General features: G+C 73.6%; 17 protein-coding genes. 6 read left to right on the plus strand and 11 right to left on the minus strand.

The window, feature by feature from the left end:
* Positions 1-9: 9 nt before the first annotated feature.
* Positions 10-696, minus strand: a complete 687-nt coding sequence (locus tag ACIBCA_RS32815) for a GNAT family N-acetyltransferase (RefSeq protein WP_396286756.1) — start codon at positions 694-696, stop codon at positions 10-12.
* Complete coding sequence (locus ACIBCA_RS32820) at positions 585-2,387, minus strand: IucA/IucC family protein (protein WP_396286714.1); 1,803 nt, start codon at positions 2,385-2,387, stop codon at positions 585-587. The genes ACIBCA_RS32815 and ACIBCA_RS32820 overlap by 112 nt, the downstream gene beginning before the upstream one ends.
* 337 nt (positions 2,388-2,724) lie before the next feature.
* Here ACIBCA_RS32820 and ACIBCA_RS32825 point away from each other — a divergent pair, with 337 nt between their 5' ends.
* Together ACIBCA_RS32825 and ACIBCA_RS32830 are read left to right on the plus strand one after the other, a co-directional pair.
* On the plus strand, positions 2,725-3,906 hold the full coding sequence (locus ACIBCA_RS32825; RefSeq protein ID WP_396286715.1) for a trypsin-like serine peptidase: 1,182 nt from the start codon (positions 2,725-2,727) through the stop codon (positions 3,904-3,906).
* A 42-nt stretch (positions 3,907-3,948) separates the two neighbouring features.
* Positions 3,949-5,058: a trypsin-like serine peptidase gene (locus ACIBCA_RS32830; protein WP_396286716.1), complete on the plus strand. Its 1,110-nt coding sequence runs from the start codon at positions 3,949-3,951 to the stop codon at positions 5,056-5,058.
* A 68-nt stretch (positions 5,059-5,126) separates the two neighbouring features.
* On the opposite strand, the gene hflX is transcribed toward ACIBCA_RS32830, so the two are convergent.
* From hflX to miaA, 5 genes are all read right to left on the minus strand, one after another.
* Positions 5,127-6,629, minus strand: a complete 1,503-nt coding sequence (hflX, locus tag ACIBCA_RS32835; protein ID WP_396286717.1) for a GTPase HflX — start codon at positions 6,627-6,629, stop codon at positions 5,127-5,129.
* Between the two features lie 210 nt (positions 6,630-6,839).
* Positions 6,840-9,077 (minus strand): RelA/SpoT family protein, encoded by a 2,238-nt coding sequence (locus tag ACIBCA_RS32840; RefSeq protein WP_396286718.1) that lies wholly within the window; start codon positions 9,075-9,077, stop codon positions 6,840-6,842.
* A 191-nt stretch (positions 9,078-9,268) separates the two neighbouring features.
* Positions 9,269-10,225, minus strand: a complete 957-nt coding sequence (gene dapF, locus ACIBCA_RS32845; protein WP_396286719.1) for a diaminopimelate epimerase — start codon at positions 10,223-10,225, stop codon at positions 9,269-9,271.
* Between the two features lie 30 nt (positions 10,226-10,255).
* Complete coding sequence (locus ACIBCA_RS32850) at positions 10,256-10,768, minus strand: hypothetical protein (RefSeq protein ID WP_396286720.1); 513 nt, start codon at positions 10,766-10,768, stop codon at positions 10,256-10,258.
* A 228-nt stretch (positions 10,769-10,996) separates the two neighbouring features.
* Positions 10,997-11,932 (minus strand): tRNA (adenosine(37)-N6)-dimethylallyltransferase MiaA, encoded by a 936-nt coding sequence (gene miaA, locus ACIBCA_RS32855; RefSeq protein ID WP_396286721.1) that lies wholly within the window; start codon positions 11,930-11,932, stop codon positions 10,997-10,999.
* 169 nt (positions 11,933-12,101) lie between these two features.
* Here miaA and ACIBCA_RS32860 point away from each other — a divergent pair, with 169 nt between their 5' ends.
* Positions 12,102-12,359 carry an antitoxin gene (locus ACIBCA_RS32860; protein ID WP_396286722.1) on the plus strand — a complete coding sequence of 86 codons (258 nt, stop codon included), beginning with the start codon at positions 12,102-12,104 and terminating at the stop codon, positions 12,357-12,359.
* 13 nt (positions 12,360-12,372) lie between these two features.
* Here the strand turns inward: ACIBCA_RS32860 and ACIBCA_RS32865 are convergent, their stop codons facing one another.
* Both ACIBCA_RS32865 and miaB read right to left on the minus strand, forming a co-directional pair.
* Positions 12,373-13,080, minus strand: a complete 708-nt coding sequence (locus tag ACIBCA_RS32865) for a hypothetical protein (protein ID WP_396286723.1) — start codon at positions 13,078-13,080, stop codon at positions 12,373-12,375.
* Between the two features lie 192 nt (positions 13,081-13,272).
* Complete coding sequence (gene miaB, locus ACIBCA_RS32870) at positions 13,273-14,775, minus strand: tRNA (N6-isopentenyl adenosine(37)-C2)-methylthiotransferase MiaB (RefSeq protein ID WP_396286724.1); 1,503 nt, start codon at positions 14,773-14,775, stop codon at positions 13,273-13,275.
* A 96-nt stretch (positions 14,776-14,871) separates the two neighbouring features.
* On the opposite strand from miaB, the gene ACIBCA_RS32875 reads away from it, so the two are divergent.
* On the plus strand, positions 14,872-15,891 hold the full coding sequence (locus ACIBCA_RS32875) for a TAXI family TRAP transporter solute-binding subunit (RefSeq protein ID WP_396286725.1): 1,020 nt from the start codon (positions 14,872-14,874) through the stop codon (positions 15,889-15,891).
* A gap of 23 nt (positions 15,892-15,914) precedes the next feature.
* On the opposite strand, the gene ACIBCA_RS32880 is transcribed toward ACIBCA_RS32875, so the two are convergent.
* Positions 15,915-17,348 carry a sensor histidine kinase gene (locus ACIBCA_RS32880; RefSeq protein WP_396286726.1) on the minus strand — a complete coding sequence of 478 codons (1,434 nt, stop codon included), beginning with the start codon at positions 17,346-17,348 and terminating at the stop codon, positions 15,915-15,917.
* A 6-nt stretch (positions 17,349-17,354) separates the two neighbouring features.
* Complete coding sequence (locus ACIBCA_RS32885; protein WP_396286727.1) at positions 17,355-18,101, minus strand: response regulator transcription factor; 747 nt, start codon at positions 18,099-18,101, stop codon at positions 17,355-17,357.
* Positions 18,102-18,538: 437 nt separating this feature from the next.
* On the opposite strand from ACIBCA_RS32885, the gene ACIBCA_RS32890 reads away from it, so the two are divergent.
* Together ACIBCA_RS32890 and ACIBCA_RS32895 are read left to right on the plus strand one after the other, a co-directional pair.
* Positions 18,539-19,312: an amino acid ABC transporter ATP-binding protein gene (locus ACIBCA_RS32890; protein ID WP_396286728.1), complete on the plus strand. Its 774-nt coding sequence runs from the start codon at positions 18,539-18,541 to the stop codon at positions 19,310-19,312.
* 118 nt (positions 19,313-19,430) lie between these two features.
* Positions 19,431-20,342 (plus strand): glutamate ABC transporter substrate-binding protein, encoded by a 912-nt coding sequence (locus ACIBCA_RS32895; RefSeq protein ID WP_396286729.1) that lies wholly within the window; start codon positions 19,431-19,433, stop codon positions 20,340-20,342.
* The last annotated feature ends 12 nt before the right edge of the window (positions 20,343-20,354 follow it).

A 20,354-nucleotide genomic window follows, 5' to 3' on the forward strand; every position in this document is an offset into this window, starting at 1 on the left:
GGAGGCGTCCTAAGAGAGCTGGGCGGATCGGGCGCGGACCATGAGGGCCGCGCGCTTGTCGGGCAGGTCGAGTTCGGCGGTGGCCGTGAAGCCCGCCCGTTCGAAGGCGCGGATCGAGCGGCGGTTGCGCAGGTCCGGTTCGGCCACCACCCGTTCGCAGGCGTCGACTTGGCGCAGGATCAGCGAGGAGAGCGCGGCGAGCAGCACCGCGCCGAGCCCCCGTCCCCGGGCGGTGGCGGGGCCGAGGAGCAGGTGCACCCCGGTGTCGTACGGCCGGGCGGGGTAGTGCCGGGCGAGCGGGTCGAGGTCGGCGCGGTAGACCTCCCAGTAGCTCATCGGCTCGCCGTCCAGCAGCCCGAGGCAGGGCACGCTGTGGCTGGGCACGCTGCCGCCGTCGCCGTCGAGTTGGGCGCGCAGGTGCGCCTCGGTGCGGGAGGGCGGCCCGGCGAGCTTCCAGAACTCGTCCACCTCGGGGTCGTTCATCCAGCCCGCGATCAGCCCGGTGTCCCGGGGCAGCCGTACGGGGCTCAGCGCGAACTCGCCCGCCTCGGTGGGAACCGCGCCCCACCCGGACGGCTCGCCCGTCATCGGGCGTCCGCCAGCGGGTTGGGGATGTCCACGTACACGGACTGGGTGGCGACGGGCCCGACCAGTTCGTCCAGGCCGTTGATCCGGGTGAGCAGATTGGCCTTGCAGGGCAGGGTGGGCGAGTCCAGCATCAGCGCGGGCAGCGCCGAGCCGGTGGCGGTGGCGCGCGGGCCGGCCAGGAAGCGGCGCAGCCCGGCGAGCAGGACGCCCTCGTCGGCGAGGCCCTGGCTGCCGAGGGCGCCGATCAGGCCGAGCACGTGGTTGATGCCGAGGTAGTAGGCGAAGTGGTGGTCGATGACCGGGTCGGGCAGGAAGGTGTCGCTCTCGGCGCCGAGCCCGGGCAGCCGGGCGGTGAGCCGGTCGGCGGCGCTCTCGCGGTAGTAGTAGCCCTGGTTGTCGCGGTAGCGGCCGCCGAGGGGCCAGCCTTCGGCGTCGAGCAGGACGAGGCTGTTCTGCTGGTGGGCCTCCAGCGCGATGCCGCCGCGTCCGTCGAGCCACAGGACGGGCAGCACGACGGCGTCCAGGTAGCGCAGGAACCATTCGGCGGAGACGGTGCGCAGCGGCCGTCCGGTGCGGGCGGCGAGGGCGCGCAGGGTGTCGCCGAGGCGGGAGGGCACGGTGTCCCCGGTGCCGCGCGGCTGTTCGGCGACGAGCCCGGCGACGCACAGCACCCGGTCGGTGGGGGCGAAGGGCTGGGCGCGCAGCACGGTGTCCAGGCCCCCGGGGTCGCCGAGGCCGGGGTGGTCCACGCCGATCCAGGCCGGGTCGCGGACGATGTCGAAGCCGGGGTGGGCGGCCCGCCACTCGGCGGCGAGGCCGCTCTCCAGCAGCCGGTGCATCTCCAGGCCGCGCAGGAGTTCCTTGCGCAGGTTCTCCCGGCGGGAGTTGGTGATCCGCAGGCCGAGGGAGAGCTTGAGCATCCAGGGGGTGCCGGGCCGGTAGACGGTGCGCACCGAGGAGGTGGGGTGCCAGGGTTCGCCGGCGGGGCCGAGGTCGCGCAGCGTCCCGTCGGCGAGCAGCGCGGCGACGGCGGGGCGGTGGGCGAGTTCGCGGGCCTGCCAGGGGTGCAGGGGCAGGGCGGCGGTGCCGGGCGGCAGGGTGAGGGCGTCTCCGAGCAGGGCGGCGGTGAGGCTCTCGGCGCTCTCGGAGGCGGCGGAGCCGGAGGCGAGGAGGCTGCGGTCGACGGCGTACCAGTGGACCTGGAAGGAGCCGTGCAGTTCGGGCGAGTAGGCGGCGCTCTGGGCGGGGCCGAGGCCGTCGCGGCTCTTGGGGGTGGGGTGCAGGGGGTGGCCGAGGAGCAGGGCCTGTTCGGCGGCGAGGAAGCGGGAGCGTTCGGGGCCGCCGGGTTCGACGGCGCCGCGGTGGTGGGCGAGGATCTCGGCGGTGCGCACGACGGAGTCGGCGACGCGGGCGGCGAGGTCGGCGACCTGCCCGGGGTCGGGGCGGTCGGCGGCCGCGGCGGCGAGCAGCGCGGCGGTGGTGACGGCGTCGACGGGGGCGTCGGCGCCGCCCGGCCCGGCGCCGAGGGTGGCGGGGCCGAAGCGGTGCCAGCCGGCGGGCGACCAGTGGCGGACGGGCGCGGTGAGCCGGGCGGCGCCGCCGAGGACGTCGATCCGCAGCCGTCCGTCCGGCCCGGGGCGGGCGCCGGTCTCCCGGGTCCAGCAGCGCAACAGGGCTTCCAGGGCGGCCTGTTCGGCGGCGACGGCGGGGTCGGAGTGCAGCAGCGGGTCGGGCCCGGGAGGCTCGTCCGCGGCGGCCGGCGGTACGGGCGGGGCTCCGGTGAGGGCGGCGGTGCTCAAGGCTGCTCCTTGGTGCGCGTGGGGTGCTGACGCGCGGGTGGCGGTGCGTGGGCCTGCGACACGCGTATCCGTCGCGTCAGGTAAGGGTTACCTATCCATGACGGGTGATCACAAGGACGCCTCACTCGTACGGGTGAAGATCGGTGATAGTCGGCCGACAGCCCCGCGAACCCTGCTGCGACAACGGAGCGGGCGCGTCCGCGTCACGGATCGGTGACCCCCGACCGGGTCCGCAACCCGGGGGGCGGCGCCCGCCGTCGTGTACGGCGATGGAAGACTCCAGGGCGGCGAACCGCCGTACCACCGCCCGATCGAGCGCACAGGGGGAAGTGCACAGATGCCTACGATCCACCGGTCAGCCCTGGCCGCCGCCCTGGTCGCGGGAACGCTGCTCGCCGCGAGCGCCTGCGGGCCGGACGGCCCGGCCGGCGACGACCCTTCCACGGCGGCCGCCCCTCCGCCCGCCTCCGGGAGCGCCGCTCCGGCCGTGATCACCCTGCCGTCCGGTCTGCCGACCAGTCTGCTGGAGGGCCTGCCCAGGACCTGGGACGACCTCAAGAAGTGGAAGCTCGAGGACTGGGACAGGTGGGCGTCCAAGCACGTGTTCGACAACCCGGTGGTGAAGGACTTCTGGGACCCGGACAAGATGGGCGACTCCAAGCCCGCCGAGCCGGCCCCGCCCGCCGACAAGCCCGCCCCCGCCACCCCCAAGCCGGCCACCGACGACGGCGTGACGGACCCGGAGCCGCCGGTGGTCAAGGCCGTGCCGGTGCCCCGCCCGTACATGCGGCAGCCCTCCGGCAAGGTGTTCTTCAGCGCCAAGGGCGGCCGCGGCAACTGCTCGGCGACGGTGATCACCGACCCGCAGCACCCCGGCAAGAGCAACCTGGTCTGGACGGCCGGGCACTGCGTGCACGAGGGCAAGGGCGGCGGCTACTTCAAGGACCTCGTCTTCGTGCCCGCCTACAACAACTCAGGCGCCTCCAGCGGCGGAAAGCGCGCCCCGCTGTCCGAGCTGGCGCCACTGGGCACCTGGTGGGCCGACCAGGTCACCACCTCGCCGCAGTGGATGGTCGAGGGCGGCGGGGGCGGCGACGCGGCCAACCAGTACGACTTCGCGGTCATGCGGGTGCACAACCAGAGCGACACCGGCAAGTCCCTGGAGGAGACGGTCGGTTCGGCCGTCCCGGTCTGGTTCAACGCCCCCCGCGACCGGCTGAAGGTCGCGGCGACCGGGTACCCGCTGGTCAAGCCCTTCGACGGCCAGGAGCTGTACCGCTGCGACGGCGGCAAGCCGACCCGGCTCTCCTTCGACGCCAAGCGGCCCACCATGCTCACCATCGGCTGCGACATGACCCAGGGCGCCAGCGGCGGCGGCTGGTTCGCCACCATGCCGGACGGCCGGACGGCCCTGGTCAGCAACACCTCCATCGGCACCCTGGAGCACACCTCGCTCAGCGGGCCGTACCTGGAGGCCGTCGCCGAGCAGGCGTTGGAGTGGATCTCCCACAAGCAGTAGCGCCGCACAGCGGTGAGGAACCACCACGGGGGACGATCCAGCATGCCCAGGAACACCGGCCGACGGCGCCGGACCGCGACGGCGGCCGCGCTGCTCGGCGCGCTCGCGCTCACCGCGACGGCCTGCGGGCCGGACGCCGCCCCCGGCGTGTCCGAGCCGCCCAGCGCGCTGCCGAGGACGGCGCCGACCAGCCTGGGCGACCTGAGCGGCTGGAAGCTGGAGGACTGGACGCGGTTCACCGCCGACAGCGCCTTCCGCAACGACGTGGCGCCGGGCTTCTGGACCACCTCCCGGATGGACGCCTCCAGGGCCCGCCTGGCGCAGGAGTACTCCCTCGCCGCCCCCGCCAAGGGGGACGTCCAGCGCGACGCCCCGCCCGCCGCCGTCCGGGCCGCGCCGCAGCCGCACCCGTACGACCCGGCCTCCGCCGTGGTCGGCCGGCTGTTCGCGACCACGCCCAAGGGCGACACCGCCTGCTCCGCCACCGTGGTCTCCGACCCGCTCAACCCGGGCCGCAGCAACCTCGTCTACACCGCCGCCCACTGCCTGCACGAGGGCAAGGGCGGCGGCTGGCTCAGGAACCTGGTCTTCGTCCCCGCCTTCAACCGGGACGGCCAGGCCGCCCACGGCAAGCCGTACACCGAGCAGCAGGCGGCCCCCTACGGCCGGTGGACGGCGGTGCGCGCGCTGGTCTCGCCGACCTGGCTGCAGGAGGGCGGCGCCGGCGCGCACGACCAGTACGACTACGGGATCCTGCGCGTCCGCGGCGAGGGCGGCGCCTCCCTGGAGGAGGCCGTCGGCGGCTCGGTGCCGGTCTGGTTCAACGCCCCGCGCGAGCAGATCACCTCCGCCGTCGCGTACGGCTTCCCCGTCGAGAGGCCCTTCGACGGCCTGGAGCTCCAGCGCTGCGACTCCGCCGCGGCCCCGGGCCGGCTCTCCTTCGACCGCACCCGCCCGCCGATGTACGTGATCGGCTGCACCATGACGGGCGGGGCGGACGGCGGCGGCTGGTTCGTCACCCGGGACGGCAAGCCCAACCTGGTCAGCGTGGGCTCCCTGGGCAATCGCAACCCGTCCTCGTACCTGGCCGGGCCCTCCCTCCAGGAGCAGGCCAAGCAGGCGTTCGACTACTTCACCAAGAACGTGCGCTGACAGCCGGAAGGCCCCGGGCGGGATCCCTGGAACCAGGAATCCCGCCCGGGGCCTTTCTCGTACTGCGGTCAGCCCTGCAGGGCCACCGTGAAGTACTCCAGCTCCGCGGCCAGCTCGGCCGGCACCTTGGCGTGCACCAGGGTGCCCTCGGCGGTGTGCTCGGTGGCGATCAGCTCGCCCTCCGCGTGCACCCGCGAGACCAGCGCGCCCTGGGTGTAGGGCACGAGGGCCTTGACCTCGACGGCCGGGCGCGGCAGCTCGTCGTCGATGAGCTTGAGCAGCTCCTCCATGCCTGCGCCGGTGCGGGCCGACACCACGATGGCGTGCGGCTCGCGGCGCAGCAGCCGCTGGAGGACCTCCGGGTCGGCGGCGTCCGCCTTGTTGATGACCACCAGCTCGGGCACGTTCTGCGCGTCGACCGAGACGATGACCTCGCGGACGGCGGCCAGCTGCGTCTCCGGCTCGGGGTGCGAGCCGTCGACCACGTGCAGGATGAGGTCCGCGTCGGCGACCTCCTCCATGGTCGAGCGGAAGGCCTCGACCAGGTGGTGCGGCAGGTGCCGCACGAACCCGACCGTGTCCGCCAGGGTGTAGAGCCGCCCGCTCGGCGTCTGGGCCCGGCGCACGGTCGGGTCCAGGGTGGCGAACAGGGCGTTCTCCACCAGCACGCCGGCCCCGGTGAGCCGGTTGAGCAGGGAGGACTTGCCGGCGTTGGTGTAGCCGGCGATGGCCACGGACGGCACCTGGTGGCGCTTGCGCTCCTGGCGCTTGGTGTCGCGGCCCTTCTTCATGTCGACGATCTCCCGGCGGAGCTTCGCCATCTTCTCGCGGATGCGGCGCCGGTCGGTCTCGATCTTGGTCTCACCGGGACCACGGGTGGCCATGCCGCCGCCGGACGAGCCGGAGCCACCACCACCCATCTGCCGGGACAGCGACTGACCCCAGCCGCGCAGGCGCGGCAGCATGTACTGCATCTGCGCGAGCGAGACCTGCGCCTTGCCCTCACGGGACTTGGCGTGCTGGGCGAAGATGTCCAGGATCAGGGCCGTCCGGTCGACGACCTTGACCTTGACCACGTCTTCCAGGTGGATCAGCTGGCCGGGGGTGAGCTCACCGTCGCAGACCACGGTGTCGGCACCGCTGGAGGCGACGATGTCGCGCAGCTCCTGCGCCTTGCCGGAGCCGATGTAGGTGGCCGCGTCGGGCTTGTCACGGCGCTGGATGACGCCGTCCAGCACCTCGGAGCCCGCCGTCTCGGCGAGGGCGGCGAGCTCGGCCATCGAGTTCTCCGCCTCCTGCAGGGTGCCGTCCGTCCAGACGCCGACGAGCACCACGCGCTCCAGGCGCAGCTGGCGGTACTCGACCTCGGTGACGTCTTCGAGTTCGGTGGAGAGGCCGGCGACACGGCGCAGGGCGGCACGCTCGCTGCGGTCGTACTGGTCGCCGTCGTAGTGGCGGTCGAGGTCCTCGTCGATGGCCGCGAGGTCCTCGTCCATGAGGGCTTCCGCCCGCAGACCGTCCAGGCGGCGCGGGGCGTCGGCGTGGTCGCGGGCTTCGAACGTGGAGGTCATTCTGTCCTTTGGCTGCTGGTACGGGTGGCCTTCCGGGGGCCGTCGGTACGGCCCCGTACGGGAGTGTGCCCAGCCGTGGCCCCGGCTACCGTCCGGGTGAGAGGTGAGCTACCCCTGGGGGCCGCGGGTTCCCCCGGGCTCCTGTGCCCTGAGAACACCGCGGACCGGCCGTGAATTCCCCATGATGGTCGCACGTCGGTAGCGGACCGGTCACCCCTTTTTCGTCCCGGCCCGGCCCGTCCCGCCTCCCGCCAGGGCCTGCGGACGGCTCACGTCGTACACCCCGGAGACCTTCAGCATCGCCCGCATCAGCCCGGGCAGGGCCCCCGGCTCGGGCAGTTCCACGGTGTAGCGGTGGCGCACCCGCAGCTGCTGCGGCGGCTCGACCTCGGCCGAGACGATGCCGACGCCCTCGGCGGAGATCGCCGCCGTGAGGTCGGCGAGCAGCCGGGGCCGGTTGAGCGCCTCGGCGTCCAGGGTGACGCGGTGGCCGGCCACCGGGGCGTCCTGCGGTTTCCAGCGCACCTCCAGCTCGGCCCGGCCGTCCGCCCGCATCCGCTCCCCGGCCGGGCAGCCGGTGCGGTGCACGGCGACGGCGCCGCCGCGGATCGGGTAGCCGGTCACCTCGTCGGGCGGTACGGGCGTGCAGCAGCGCGCCAGCCGTACGGGCGCTCCGGGGCGGCCGGTGACGGTGACGGGCGCGGAGCGGCGCCCGGCGGCGGGCCCGGCGGCGGTCTCGGCGGCGGGCTGGTCGACGGCGGCGGAGGCCGCGCCGGAGGGTCCGGTGCGCACCACCGGCGGGCCCGCCGGGTGGTCGGCGATCCAGCGCGCGATGGCCAGCCGGGCGGCCGGGGTGCGGGCGAACTCCAGCCACTGCGGGGAGGGCCCGGAGGGCTGGGCGCCCCCGGTGGTGGGGGCCTCGGTGAGGACGGCCAGCACGTCGCCGTCGCGCAGCGCGGTGGACAGCGCGGTGAGCCGGCCGTTGACGCGGGCGCCGATACATCGGTGGCCGGTCTCCTCGCCGAGCAGGTAGGCCGCGTCCACGCAGGTGGCCCCGGCCCTCAGCTGAAGCGTTTCGCCGCTCTCCGTCACCACGGTGATCTCGCGGTCACCGGCCAGGTCGGCGGTGAGCGCGGACCAGAAGGCGTCCGGGTCGGGGGTGTCCTGCTGCCACTCCAGCAGCCGGCTGAGCCAGCCGGGCCTGGCCGGGTCGGTGCGGTCCAGCTCGTCGGCGCCCGCGGCCACCGCCTCGGCGGGCGTCGGGTCGCCGAGCGCGACCACCCCGGTCTGGGCGACCTCGTGCATCCGCCGGGTGCGCACCAGCACCTCGACGACGGCTCCGCGCTCCAGCGCCACGGCGGTGTGCAGCGACTGGTAGAGGTTGAACTTGGGCGCGGCGACGAAGTCCTTGAACTCCCCGGGCAGCGGCGTCCAGCAGGTGTGCAGCTCGCCGAGCACGGCGTAGCAGTCGGCGTTCTCCTCGACCACGACCAGCAGCCGCCCGAAGTCCGCGGGCTGCGGGCCCTGCGGCCGACCGTCGCGGCCGGGGACGGCGGAGCGCCTGAGCAGCATCCGGTGCAGCGAGACGCAGTGCCGGGGCCGGACGGTGACCTCGGAGGCGATGCCGGCCTCGGCGAGCTGGCGGGCGAGCCGCCGGGCGAAGGGCTCCAGCAGGGTGTCCGGCTCCTCCTCGTGACCGGTCATCAGGGCGCGGGTGCGGGCGTGCTCCTCGGGGTGCAGGGTGGCGAAGACGATGTCCTCCAGCTCCGCCTTGAGCACCTGGATGCCGAGCCGCTCGGCCAGCGGGATCAGCACGTCCCGGGTGACCTTGGCGATCCGCACCTGGCTGGCCGGCTTCATGTGCCGGATGGTGCGCATGTTGTGCAGCCGGTCGGCGAGCTTGATCACCATCACCCGGACGTCGTCGCCGGTGGCGACGAGCATCTTGCGGAAGGTCTCGGCCTCGGCGGCGGCGCCGAAGTCGACCTTCTCCAGCTTCGTCACCCCGTCGACCAGGTAGGCGACTTCGGGCCCGAACCCGGCGCTCACCTGGTCCAGAGTCAACTCGGTGTCCTCGACGGTGTCGTGGAGGATCGAGGCGACCAAGGTGGTCGTCCCGGCGCCGAGTTGGGCCAGGATCATGGTGACGGCCAGCGGGTGGGTGATGTACGGCTCGCCGCTCTTGCGCTTCTGGCCGCGGTGGCTGGCCTCGGCCAGCCGGTAGGCGCGGGCGAGCAGCGCGAGGTCGGCCTGCGGGTGGTGCTCCCGGTGCACGCGCACCAGCGGTTCCAGCGCGTCGGGCACGGGTTGACGGCCGGTGGCGAGCAGGGCGGCCCGGCCGGCCCTGCCCAGGGCGGCCAGGCCCAGCTCTCCTAGGGGCCGTCGGGCCCCGGCTTGCCGTGCGGTCGTCGGCTGCCCCGTCAGGGACTGCCCGGCTTCGATGGTCATCGGCACCTCCGGCAGCTCGCCGGGCGTGCCCCTCGTGGGGGCCGGTCGTGCTACCCCTCCCCCGAGGGGTGATCACCCGGTGGTCCATGCTACCGAGCAGAGCACGTTCCGCGTCGCCTTGCTTCCCCTCCGCGACCGGTATCACCCGAACGGGGGGATTCGTCACCCGCCGAAGTGGGCAAAACGGGCCGTCAGCCCTGGTCTGCCTCGGTGACCGACTCCCACCAGCGCTCGTCCAGCCGCCCCTCGGCCACGATCACGGCCGGGCCCGTCATCTCCACCAGACCGTCGGGGTGCTCGGTGATGACCAGCCGGCCGCCGGGCAGGTCCACGGTGTACGAGGCGGCCTCGCCGGTGACGGCCGGGTCGTCGCCGTCCCGGCGGATGGCCGCCACGGCGACGGCGCACGCGCCGGTCCCGCAGGAGAGGGTCTCGCCGGAGCCGCGCTCGTGCACCCGCATGGCGACCTGACGCGGGCCCCGGTCCACCACGAACTCGACGTTGACGCCCTCGGGATAGGCACCCTCGGGGCTGGTGAGCGGCGCGTCGTACAGCTTGCCGGCGTGGTCCAGGCTCTCGACGAAGGCGACGGCGTGCGGGTTGCCCATGTTGACGTTCAGGGCCGGCCAGCGGCGCTCGCCCACGGCCACCTCGATGCCGTCCGGGCCGGGCAGCCGGGCGTGGCCCATGCCGACGGTGACGTCACCGGGGGTGCCGTCCGGCCCGGCCTCGGCGATCCGGGCGGTGCGCACCCCGGCGCGGGTGGCGATCGCCAGCTCCCCGGGCTCGGCCAGGCCCGCCTCGATCAGGAACCGGGCGAAGACCCGCACGCCGTTGCCGCACATCTCGGCGATGCTGCCGTCCGCGTTGCGGTAGTCCATGAACCACTCGGCCCGGTCGGCCTGCTCCTTCGCGGCCGGGTCGTTGGCCGCCCGCACCACCCGCAGCAGCCCGTCCGCCCCGATCCCGGCCCGCCGGTCGCACAGCGCGGCGACGGCCCGGGGGCCGATGTCGAGCAGCCCGTCCGGGTCCGGGACGATCACGAAGTCGTTCTGGGTGCCGTGCCCCTTGAAGAAGGGGAGACCGGACTGCGGGAAGGAGCCGGTCTGCGGGAAGGGGCCGGACTGCGGGAGGGAGGATGCGCTCACCCTCCCGATGGTACTGACGCGGCAGCGGCCCTACCGGAGGTAGGCCACCCGCCAGACGGCGAGCACCGAGGCGGCCAGCGCGATGAGGGTGTAGACCACGATCGCCTTCCACCCCGCCCGCTGCCCCGAGCCGCGGCGCGGCAGGCCCGGCCACTTGTAGCCGGCGTGCCGGGCGGCCATCGCGCCCCAGCCGACCGAGGCGGCGGTGAGCAGCAGCCCGAGCATCCCGACCATCGTGGCGCGCGACCCGGCCGAGCCGAAGGCGAGCGGGAAGGCGAACATCAGCGAGCCGAGGATGCCGAGCAGCGCGATCGGCAGGATCTGCCACCAGCGCAGGCGGCGGCGCGGCCGGATCTCCCGCTCGTGCACGGCGGCGTCCGGCGGGGTGCGGGTGTCCAGCGCGGGCACCGCGGCCGCGTACGAGGTGGGCACGTCGAGGCCCGTCAGCACGGGGAGGTCACCCATGGTCGACTCGTCGAACTCCTCCGCCGCAGCGGTGACGCTCCCGCTCTGGCCGGGTTCGGGGCCGGTACCCGTCGACACACGGCCTCCCCTGACAGTTCGACACGAGCGGACTCGCGGCCTGGCCCGGTCGGCCCGCCCGGGCCGACCCCTACGGCATCGATGATGGCATGTCCAGAGGTGCGGCCCGGTCCGTATCGGGGTCGTCGGGTGATCCGTGGCCATCACGTGATCGGGCCGTGACCCCCGGTTCGTCCTGCACGGTCGGCTGCGCGCGCAGGTGCACCGCCGAATTGGCCGAAACCCGTGTCAGGGGGCCGGAACCTCCTGACGACCGATCAGTTCGAGGGAGCGTTCCAGCAGCTCCACGGGGTCCGTACCCGCCGGGCGGGAGAGCCAGGTGATCCGGTCGTCGCGGCGGAACCAGGACTCCTGGCGGCGGGCGAACCGCTTGGTGGCCCGTACGGTTTCGGCCCTCGCCTCGTCCTCGGTGCACTCCCCGGCGAAGTGGGCCAGCACCTGCTGGTAGCCGAGCGCCCGGGAGGCCGTCCTCCCCTCCCGCAGGCCGACCCCCTCCAGCGCCCGCACCTCGTCCAGCAGTCCGGCCTCCCACATCCGGTCCACGCGCAGGGCGATCCGCTCGTCCAGCTCGGGGCGCGGCACGGCGACGCCGATCTGCACCGCCTCGTACACGGCGGTGTTGCCCGGCAGGTTGGCGGTGAACGGCTGCCCGGTGATCTCCATGACCTCCAGCGCCCGCACGATCCGCCGCCCGTTGCTCGTCAGGATCGCCTCCCCGGCCGCCGGGTCCAGCTCGGCCAGCCGCCGGTGCAGCGCGTACGGGCCGACCTGCTCCAGCTCGGCCTCCAGCCGGGCGCGCACGGCCGGATCGGTGCCGGGGAACTCCATCTCGTCGATCGCCGCCCGTACGTACAGTCCGGAGCCGCCGACCAGGACGGGCGTGCGCCCGGCGGCGAGCAGCCGGTCGATCTCGGCGCGGGCCAGCCGCTGGTACTCGGCGACGCTGGCGGCCTCGGTGACGTCCCAGACGTCCATCAGGTGGTGCGGCACTCCCCCGCGCTCGGCCGTGGTGAGCTTGGCGGTGCCGATGTCCATGCCCCGGTAGAGCTGCATCGAGTCGGTGTTGATCACCTCGCCGTCGAGGCTGCGGGCGAGGGCGACGGCCAGGTCGGACTTTCCGGCGGCGGTCGCGCCGACGATGCTGATCACACGGGAGCTGCTCACCGCTCCAGTCTCCCAAAACCGGCCCGGCACCGGAGACCGGGCTGCCGCCGGGCCCGACCTGCGCGACGATATGACTGTCTCCTCCGCTTCGCCGCCGGGACTCCTTTGCGAACTCTTTGCCCGTCCCGGACGTTGTGCGGGAAGACAGCCGAGGAAGGGTGAGATCGCCATGGGTCTGATGGACAACCTCAAGGGCAAGGCCGAGGAGCTCAAGGAGAAGGCCAGCGAGCTCGCGGGCAAGCACCACGAGCAGATCGACAGCGTGGTCGACAAAGCCGGCGGCGTGATCGACAAGGCGACCAAGGGCAAGTACAGCGACAAGATCGAGCACGGCGCCAGCAAGGCCAAGGGCGCGGTGGACGACTTCGCCCACAAGCCCGAGCCCGGGCAGCCGGGCGGCGGGGGCCCGACGCCGCCGCAGTCCTGACCGGCCAGGCCCCTTAGGACTGCTGGGACCAGGAGGCCACGAGGTACCCGACGCCGTACGGCGCGTCCTCGTAGCCGAGTCGGGCCGTGAGGCCGGCGCCCTGCGCGGCGCCGGCCAGGACCTGCCAGGGCGCGCGGCCCTCGGCCTTGAGCTCGGCGGCCAGGGCGGCGTCCAGCGCGGCCAGGGCCGCGACGTCGGCCGAGCCCAGCGCGGCGGCCAGTGAGGCGTCGAAGCCCTCGGCCCGCTCGTCCAGGTACCCGGGCGCCTTCAGCGTGCGGCAGGCGCTGCCGTCGCCCATCACCAGCAGGCCCACCCGGTCCGCGAGCCCGGCCAGGCCCTGGCCGAGGCCCAGCATCCGGTCGGCGGGGGCGTCCGCGGGCACCGCACAGGCGTGCGTCGGCACGTCCACCCCGGCGCGTTCCAGCAGCCACGCGCCCACGGTCAGCGAGGGCGCCAGCTCCGGCCCCTCGACCCGCCCGCCGGGCAGCTTGGCGACCATCGGCACCCCGTACCGGTGGAACGACCCGGCCCCGCCCTCGGTCCACACCTCGGCCTCCGGCCCGGTACCGACCACCACGAGCAGCTCGGGCCCCGCCGCGACCAGCGCCGCCAGCGCCTCGTCACAGGCGGCGCGCAGCCCGTCCAGCTCCGGCGCCGCACCGACGGCGACCTCGGGGACGAGCAGCGGCGGACAGGGGCACACGGCGGCGGCTACCAGCATGTGGATCACTCTAGCCGGGAAGCCGAACGGCCCGGCGGGAGCTGCTACTCGCGCGCTCGCCTCCGGGGCGCTCCGACCCGATGCCGACGTTCGTCGCTCCGGCGCTCGTACCTCGCTTGTCGCTCCTCGCTTTCGGCATCGGCGCGCCCCTTCGGCTCGGCGCGGGTCCAACCGGGCCGCCCGGAACAGCGATCAGTCCCCGCAGCAGGCCCCGCCCGCCGGGGCGGCCAGCGGCAGCTCGGCCGGAACGCCGATCTTCGGCAGCCCGAGCATCACCCCGGCCGGCTTGGCCGCCGGCTGCGCCTGCCGCTTCTCCCAGGCGTCGCCCGCCCGGGTGCGTCGCACCCCGAGCGCCGGGCCCTCGGCGAGCAGGTGGTGCGGGGCGGCGTAGGTGATCTCGACGGTCACGATGTCGCCCGGCCGCACCGGCTCCTCGGGCTTCGAGAAGTGCACCAGCCGGTTGTCGGGCGCGCGCCCGGAGAGCCGCTGCGTCCGGTCGTCCTTCTTGCCCTCGCCCTCGGCGACCAGGATCTCCAGCGTCCGGCCGACCTGCTTCTTGTTCTCGTCCCAGGAGATCTCCTCCTGGAGCTTGATCAGCCGGTCGTAGCGGGCCTGGACGACCTCCTTGGGCACCTGGTCCTCCATCTCGGCCGCCGGGGTCCCGGGCCGCTTGGAGTACTGGAAGGTGAAGGCGTTGGTGAAGCGGGCCTCGCGGACGACGTGCATCGTCTCCTCGAAGTCCTCCTCGGTCTCGCCGGGGAAGCCGACGATGATGTCGGTGGAGATCGCGGCGTCCGGCATCGCCTCGCGGACCTTGCGGATGATCCCGAGGAAACGGTCCTGCCGGTACGAACGGCGCATCGCCTTCAGCACGCGGTCGGAGCCGGACTGCAGCGGCATGTGCAGCTGGTGCATCACGTTCGGGGTCTCGGCCATCGCGGCGATCACGTCGTCGGTGAAGTCGCGCGGGTGCGGCGAGGTGAAGCGGATGCGCTCCAGGCCCTCGATCTGCCCGGCGGCGCGCAGCAGCTTGGAGAAGGCCTCGCGGTCGCCCAGGTCGGAGCCGTACGCGTTGACGTTCTGGCCGAGCAGGGTCACCTCGATGACGCCCTCGGCGACCAGCGCCTCGACCTCGGCGAGGACGTCGCCGGGGCGGCGGTCCTCCTCCTTGCCGCGCAGCGCGGGGACGATGCAGAAGGTGCAGGTGTTGTTGCAGCCGACCGAGATGGCGACCCAGGCGGCGTAGGCGGATTCGCGGCGGGTCGGCAGGGTGGAGGGGAAGGTCTCCAGCGACTCCAGGATCTCGACCTGGGCCTTGCGCTCGACCGCGGCCCGCTCCAGCAGGGCCGGCAGGTGGCCGATGTTGTGGGTGCCGAACACCACGTCGACCCAGGGGGCCCGCGCGACGATGCTCTCGCGGTCCTTCTGCGCCAGGCAGCCGCCGACGGCGATCTGCATGCCCTTGTTGCGGGTCTTGGCCGGCGCGAGCTGCCCGAGGTTGCCGTACAGCTTGTTGTCGGCGTTCTCCCGCACCGCGCAGGTGTTGAACACCACCAGGTCCGGGTCGCCCTCGGCGCCGGCCTTGACGTAGCCCGCCTCCTCCAGCAGGCCGGACAGCCGCTCGGAGTCGTGGACGTTCATCTGGCAGCCGTGCGTGACGACCTTGTAGCTCTTCAATCCGCTCTCACCGCTCACCAGACCAGGGTACGGGCACCCGCGAAGCGGTTTTCCCGGCCCGCCGCACAAGCGCTCCCCCTCCCGTTCGGCGGGAGTGCCTGGCAGTATCCCTGCATGGCCCCCACCCTCCCGTCCCGTCTCGGCGCCGCCACCCGCACGGCCGCGCGCAGCCGGCTGTGGCGGACGGTGCTGGTCATGGCCCTGCTGCTGGCGGGCCTGGGCGGCTGGTGGCTGTCGGCTGGCGGGTCCCCGCGCGGCCCCCGCGGCGAGGTCCGCTTCGCCACCGGGGTGCCCAGCGGCGTCTACGACCGGTACGGGCAGATGCTCCAGGAGCACGTCACCCGGGCGATGCCGGGGGTGCGGCTGGCCCTGGACGGCACCGCGGGCTCGGTCGAGAACCTGGAGCGGGTGATCAGCGGCAAGGACGACTTCGCGATCGCCACCGCCGACGCCGTGGCCGACTACCAGGGCCCGGAGAAGGGCAAGCTGCGGGCCATCGCCCGGCTGTACGACGACTACCTGCAGCTGATCGTCCCGGCCGACTCCACCGTGCACCGCACGGCCGACCTCAAGGGCAAGCGGGTCGGCGTGGGCCTGCGCCAGTCCGGGGTGAACCTGGTGACCAAGCGGCTGCTGGCGGCGGCCGGGCTGGACCCGGACCACGACATAACGCCGGCGCCCACCGGGATCGTCGAGGCCGCGCAGAAGCTGCGCGACGGCGAGCTGGACGCGTTCTTCTGGTCCGGGGGCCTGCCGACCAGCGCCCTCACCGACCTCTCCGCCCGGATGGCGATCAGGGTGGTGCCGCTGAGCGACCTCGCCGAGGCCCTGCACCGGGCCGAGGGCGGCGGCACCGACGCCTACCGCGCGGCCACCATGCCCAAGGGCACCTACCCGGACGCCCAGCCCTCGGACGCCGTCGCCACCGTGGCCGTGCCCAACCTGCTGATCACCAGGGCCGACGTCGCCGACGACCTGGTCGAGGGCATGACGAAGGCCGTGATCGACAGCCGCGACCAGATCGGCTCCAAGGTCCACGCCGCCCAGCTCGTCGACCTGCGCACCGCCGTCTACACCGACCCACTGCCCCTGCACACGGGCGCGTCCCGCTACTACCGCTCGGTGAAGCCCTAGAAGCCCCGCGAGACCTGGGCGCCCTAACGTGCCTCCGGCCTGGGCACCGTCAGCGTCACGGCAAGCCCGGTCGGCTTCACCGGGGCGAAGGAGAGCGAGCCGCCGCCCGCCGTCAGCAGGGTGCGGGCGATGGACAGGCCCAGCCCCGAGCCGTCCACGTTCTGGTGGCGCGCGCTGCGCCAGAACCGGTCGCCGGCCCGGGTCAGTTCGTCCTCGGTGAGGCCCGGCCCGGCGTCGCTGACCGTCACCGCGACCTCGCCGCGGCGCACCGCGACCCGCAGCCGCACCTGGCTGCCGGGCGGGCTGAACTTGAGCGCGTTGTCGAGGACGGCGTCCAGCGCGGAGCCGAAGCCGATCGGGTCGGCCATGCCGATGGCCAGCGCCGGACCGTCCCAGCGCAGGTCCAGGCCGCGCTGCTCGGCCACCGGCCGCCAGGCGTCCGCCCGGGCCAGGGCGAGCTGGGCGAGGTCGGTCTGCTCGGGCTCGGGCCGGGAGTGCTCGGCGGTGGCGAGGCCGAGCAGGTCGTCCAGCACCCGGGCCAGCCGCACGCCCTCCTCCCGTACGCCGCCGAGCTCCTCCTCGTGGCCCTCGGGCAGTTCCAGGCCGAGCAGCTCGACCCGCAGCAGCAGGGCGGCCAGCGGGTTGCGCAGCTGGTGCGAGGCGTCCGCGACGAACGCCTTCTGCTGGTCCATGGCGAGCACCACGTGGTCCGCCATCTCGTTGAACGACCGTGCCAGCCGCTGGAGTTCGGGCGGCCCTCCGCCGGGGGCGACGCGGGCGTTCATCCGGCCGGTGGCGATGTCGTGGGTCGCCCGGTCCAGGGTGCGCACCGGGCGCAGCACCCACTCGGTGAGCCGGACGGCCAGCAGCACGGCGACGATCATCGCGGCCGCCTCGCCTCCGGCGATCACCAGCCACTGGTGGAAGACCCGGGTGCGCAGCGCCCCGGTCGGGGACTCGCTGAGCACCACCGCGACCACGTCGCCGTCGCGCACCACCGGGGTGGCCACGGTGATCGTGCGATCCGGGGTCCACGGCCAGACCTGCGGGGGGTTGTGGCTGCGCCGCCCGTCCAGCGCCTCCTGGAACGCCTGGGCGCCCCAGCCGCTCGTGGGCACCCGCCAGTCGTCGGGGGCGACGGAGATCGGCGACCCGTCGCGCTGGAAGATGCCCAGGCGCACGCCGTACAGGTCGAAGTAGCGGCGGACCTCGGCGTCGATCGCGTGCCTGCGGCTGAGGTCGCCGGGGGCGGCCTCGGTCTCGCCCTTGCGGGCGGCGTCCACGGAGACGGCGCCCGAGGTGGGCAGGTCCTGGGCGAAGCGGGCGGCGTCGTCGAGCCGGTCGACGACCACCCTGGACTGCTCGGCCGCCGCCACCGCCGCCGCGAGCGGCAGGCCCAGGGCGGCCAGCACGCACAGCATGAGGGCGATCAGGATGCCGAGCAGGCGGGTGCGCACGTGCGGTCAGTGCTCCGCGGGGGGCTGCTGCCCGGCGGGGGCCGGGGACTCGGGGATCAGCCGGTAGCCGACGCCGCGCACGGCCTCGACGAGCCCGGGCAGCGCCAGCTTGTTGCGCAGCGAGCCGATGTGCACCTCCAGGGTGCGCCCGTTGCCCTCCCAGCCGCTGCGCCAGACCTCGCTGAAGATCTGCTCGCGCCGGTAGACCACGCCGGGGCTCTGCGCGAGCAGGGCCAGCAGGTCGAACTCCTTGCGGGTGAGCGGCACGTCGCGGCCGTCGACGCTGACCCGGCGGCGCTCCCGGTCGATGCGGATGCCGCGCGACTCCAGCGGGCCGCGCTGCTGCGGGACGGCGTCGGACGCGGGCGCCGAGGCGGCGGAGGGGCCCGCTCCGCGGCGGGCGACCGCGTGGATGCGGGCGAGGAGCTCGCCCATGTCGTACGGCTTGGTGACGTAGTCGTCGGCGCCGAGGTTGAGCCCGTGGATGCGGGAGCGGATGTCGGCGCGGGCGGTGACCATGATCACGGGCACGCCGCTGCCGGCCCTGATCCGGCTGCACACCTCGAAGCCGTCCCGGTCGGGCAGCCCGAGGTCGAGCAGCACCACCCGGTACGGGTCGTTGCCGTCGGGCACCAGCGCGTCGAGCGCCTCGTGCCCGCTGCGCGCGTGCCGGACCTGGAAGCCGTGCCGCCCGAGCACCGCGACCAGTGCGGCGGCCACGCGTTCGTCGTCCTCGACGAGCAGCAGTCGCATGCCGTTCTCCTCCTCTCCCCACGAGATCGTTCGCGATCATCCGCGATCAGATGTGATCACCGGGATCGGCTGTGACCCGCCGTGATCACCGGACCGTTCGGTCGGTCCCGGTCCTGCGCAGTATGAGCCAGAGGGCGGCCCGGCGCCAGGCACGGCCGCGCTCCGGACCCGTGGGGAGCGGTGAGCTCCGGTGCGGCCGCCCGCTGTGACATGCCCGATCGGCGCCCTCACGAACGAGGCGCGCAGGCCATGTGGCCGTTTTGTGATCCTCAAGTTCCGCTCAGATCGGCTGACTGGGCGTCGTCAACCCTCCTAAGGTCGGCCCACCGGGGGCTGCGGCTCCGCCGGTCGCGGCCCCCGATCCACGTACCACCATTGCCACCCAAGGGAGTTGAGGCTTTCCTGGTGGCATGACCGACATTGAGGGAGCAGGCGCGATGACCGAGAGCCCCATCGAGGACTCCACCCCCGCAGCCCGCCCCCTGGTCGAGCTGAACAACGTCAACAAGCACTACGGCGCGCTGCACGTGCTCCAGGACATCGACCTGGAGATCGTCCAGGGCGAGGTCGTGGTGCTGATCGGCCCGTCCGGGTCGGGCAAGTCCACGCTCTGCCGGACGATCAACCGGCTGGAGACGATCGACTCCGGCCGGATCAGCATCGACGGCCGCCCGCTGCCCGAGGAGGGCCGGGAACTGGCCCGCCTGCGCACCGAGGTCGGCATGGTGTTCCAGGGCTTCAACCTCTTCGCGCACAAGACCGTGCTGGAGAACGTGGTCATCGGCCAGGTCAAGGTGCGCAAGGTCGCCAGGGCCGCGGCCGTGAAGACCGCGCGGGAGCTGCTGGAGCGCGTCGGCGTCGGCGCGCAGGCGGACAAGTACCCGGCCCAGCTCTCCGGCGGCCAGCAGCAGCGCGTGGCGATCGCCCGGGCGCTGGCCATGAAGCCCAAGGTCATGCTCTTCGACGAGCCGACCTCGGCGCTCGACCCGGAGATGGTCAACGAGGTCCTGGAGGTCATGCGCCAGCTGGCCGCCGACGGCATGACGATGGTCGTCGTCACGCACGAGATGGGCTTCGCCCGCTCCGCCGCCAACCGGGTCCTGTTCATGGCCGACGGGAAGATCGTCGAGCAGAACACCCCGGATGCCTTCTTCACCGCGCCGCGTTCCGACCGCGCGAAGGACTTCCTCTCGAAGATCCTCCACCACTGACGCTTCGAGCCCTCGCGGAGCCGGCCCGGCAACCACGCCGGCCGGCCCCGCCCGCGCACAACCCCCAGACGTCAGAGCCCGGTTGACGCCGTGGCCCGGCCCCAGGAGAACGACCCTCATGAAGGCTTCCCGTACCCTCGCCGTCGCGCTCTGCGCCGTCGCGCTCACCGCCACCGCCGCCTGCGGCAAGGACGGCACCCCCGGCGCCTCGGACAACCCGGCCTCGGCCAGCAACGCCCCCAAGGCGCCGGGCTACACCGTCAAGACGGACGTCAAGATCGACTCCCCGACGCTCGCCGAGGCGAAGAAGCGCGGCCAGCTGATCATCGGCGCCAAGGCCGACCAGCCCTTCCTCGGCTTCGAGGAGCCCGGCAGCGGCGACCGCAGCGGCTTCGACATCGAGATCGCCAAGATGATCGCCGCAGACCTCGGCTTCACCCCGCAGCAGATCAAGTGGTCGACCCTGGTCTCCTCGCAGCGCGAGCCGGCCATCTCCAAGGGCCAGATCGACTTCTACGTCGGCACCTACAGCATCAACGACGAGCGCAAGAAGACCGTCTCCTTCGCGGGCCCGTACTACATCGCCGGCCAGGACCTGCTGGTGAAGGCCGACAACACCTCGATCACCGGCCCGGACAGCATCGCGGGCAAGAACGTCTGCACCGCCACCGGCTCGACCTCGATCAAGAACATCCAGAAGTACAACGCCAAGGTCACCCAGTTCGACACCTACTCCGCGTGCGTGGACAAGCTGACGACCGGTGAGGTCGACGCCGTCACCACGGACGACGCGATCCTCAAGGGCTACGCCTCCAAGTTCAAGGGCCAGCTCAAGGTCGTCGGCAAGCCGTTCACCGAGGAGAAGTACGGCGTCGGCCTGAACAAGGACGACAAGAACCTGCGCGACGCGATCAACGACGCCATCAAGGCCCACCAGGACAACGGCGACTGGAAGAAGGCGTACGACGCGACGCTCGGCCTCTCCGGCTCCCCGGCGCCGGCCACCCTGCCGACCATCGACCGCTACTGATCCACCGCAGTC

It is taken from the genome of Kitasatospora sp. NPDC051170 (genome assembly GCF_044455705.1).
Lineage (GTDB): Bacteria > Actinomycetota > Actinomycetes > Streptomycetales > Streptomycetaceae > Kitasatospora.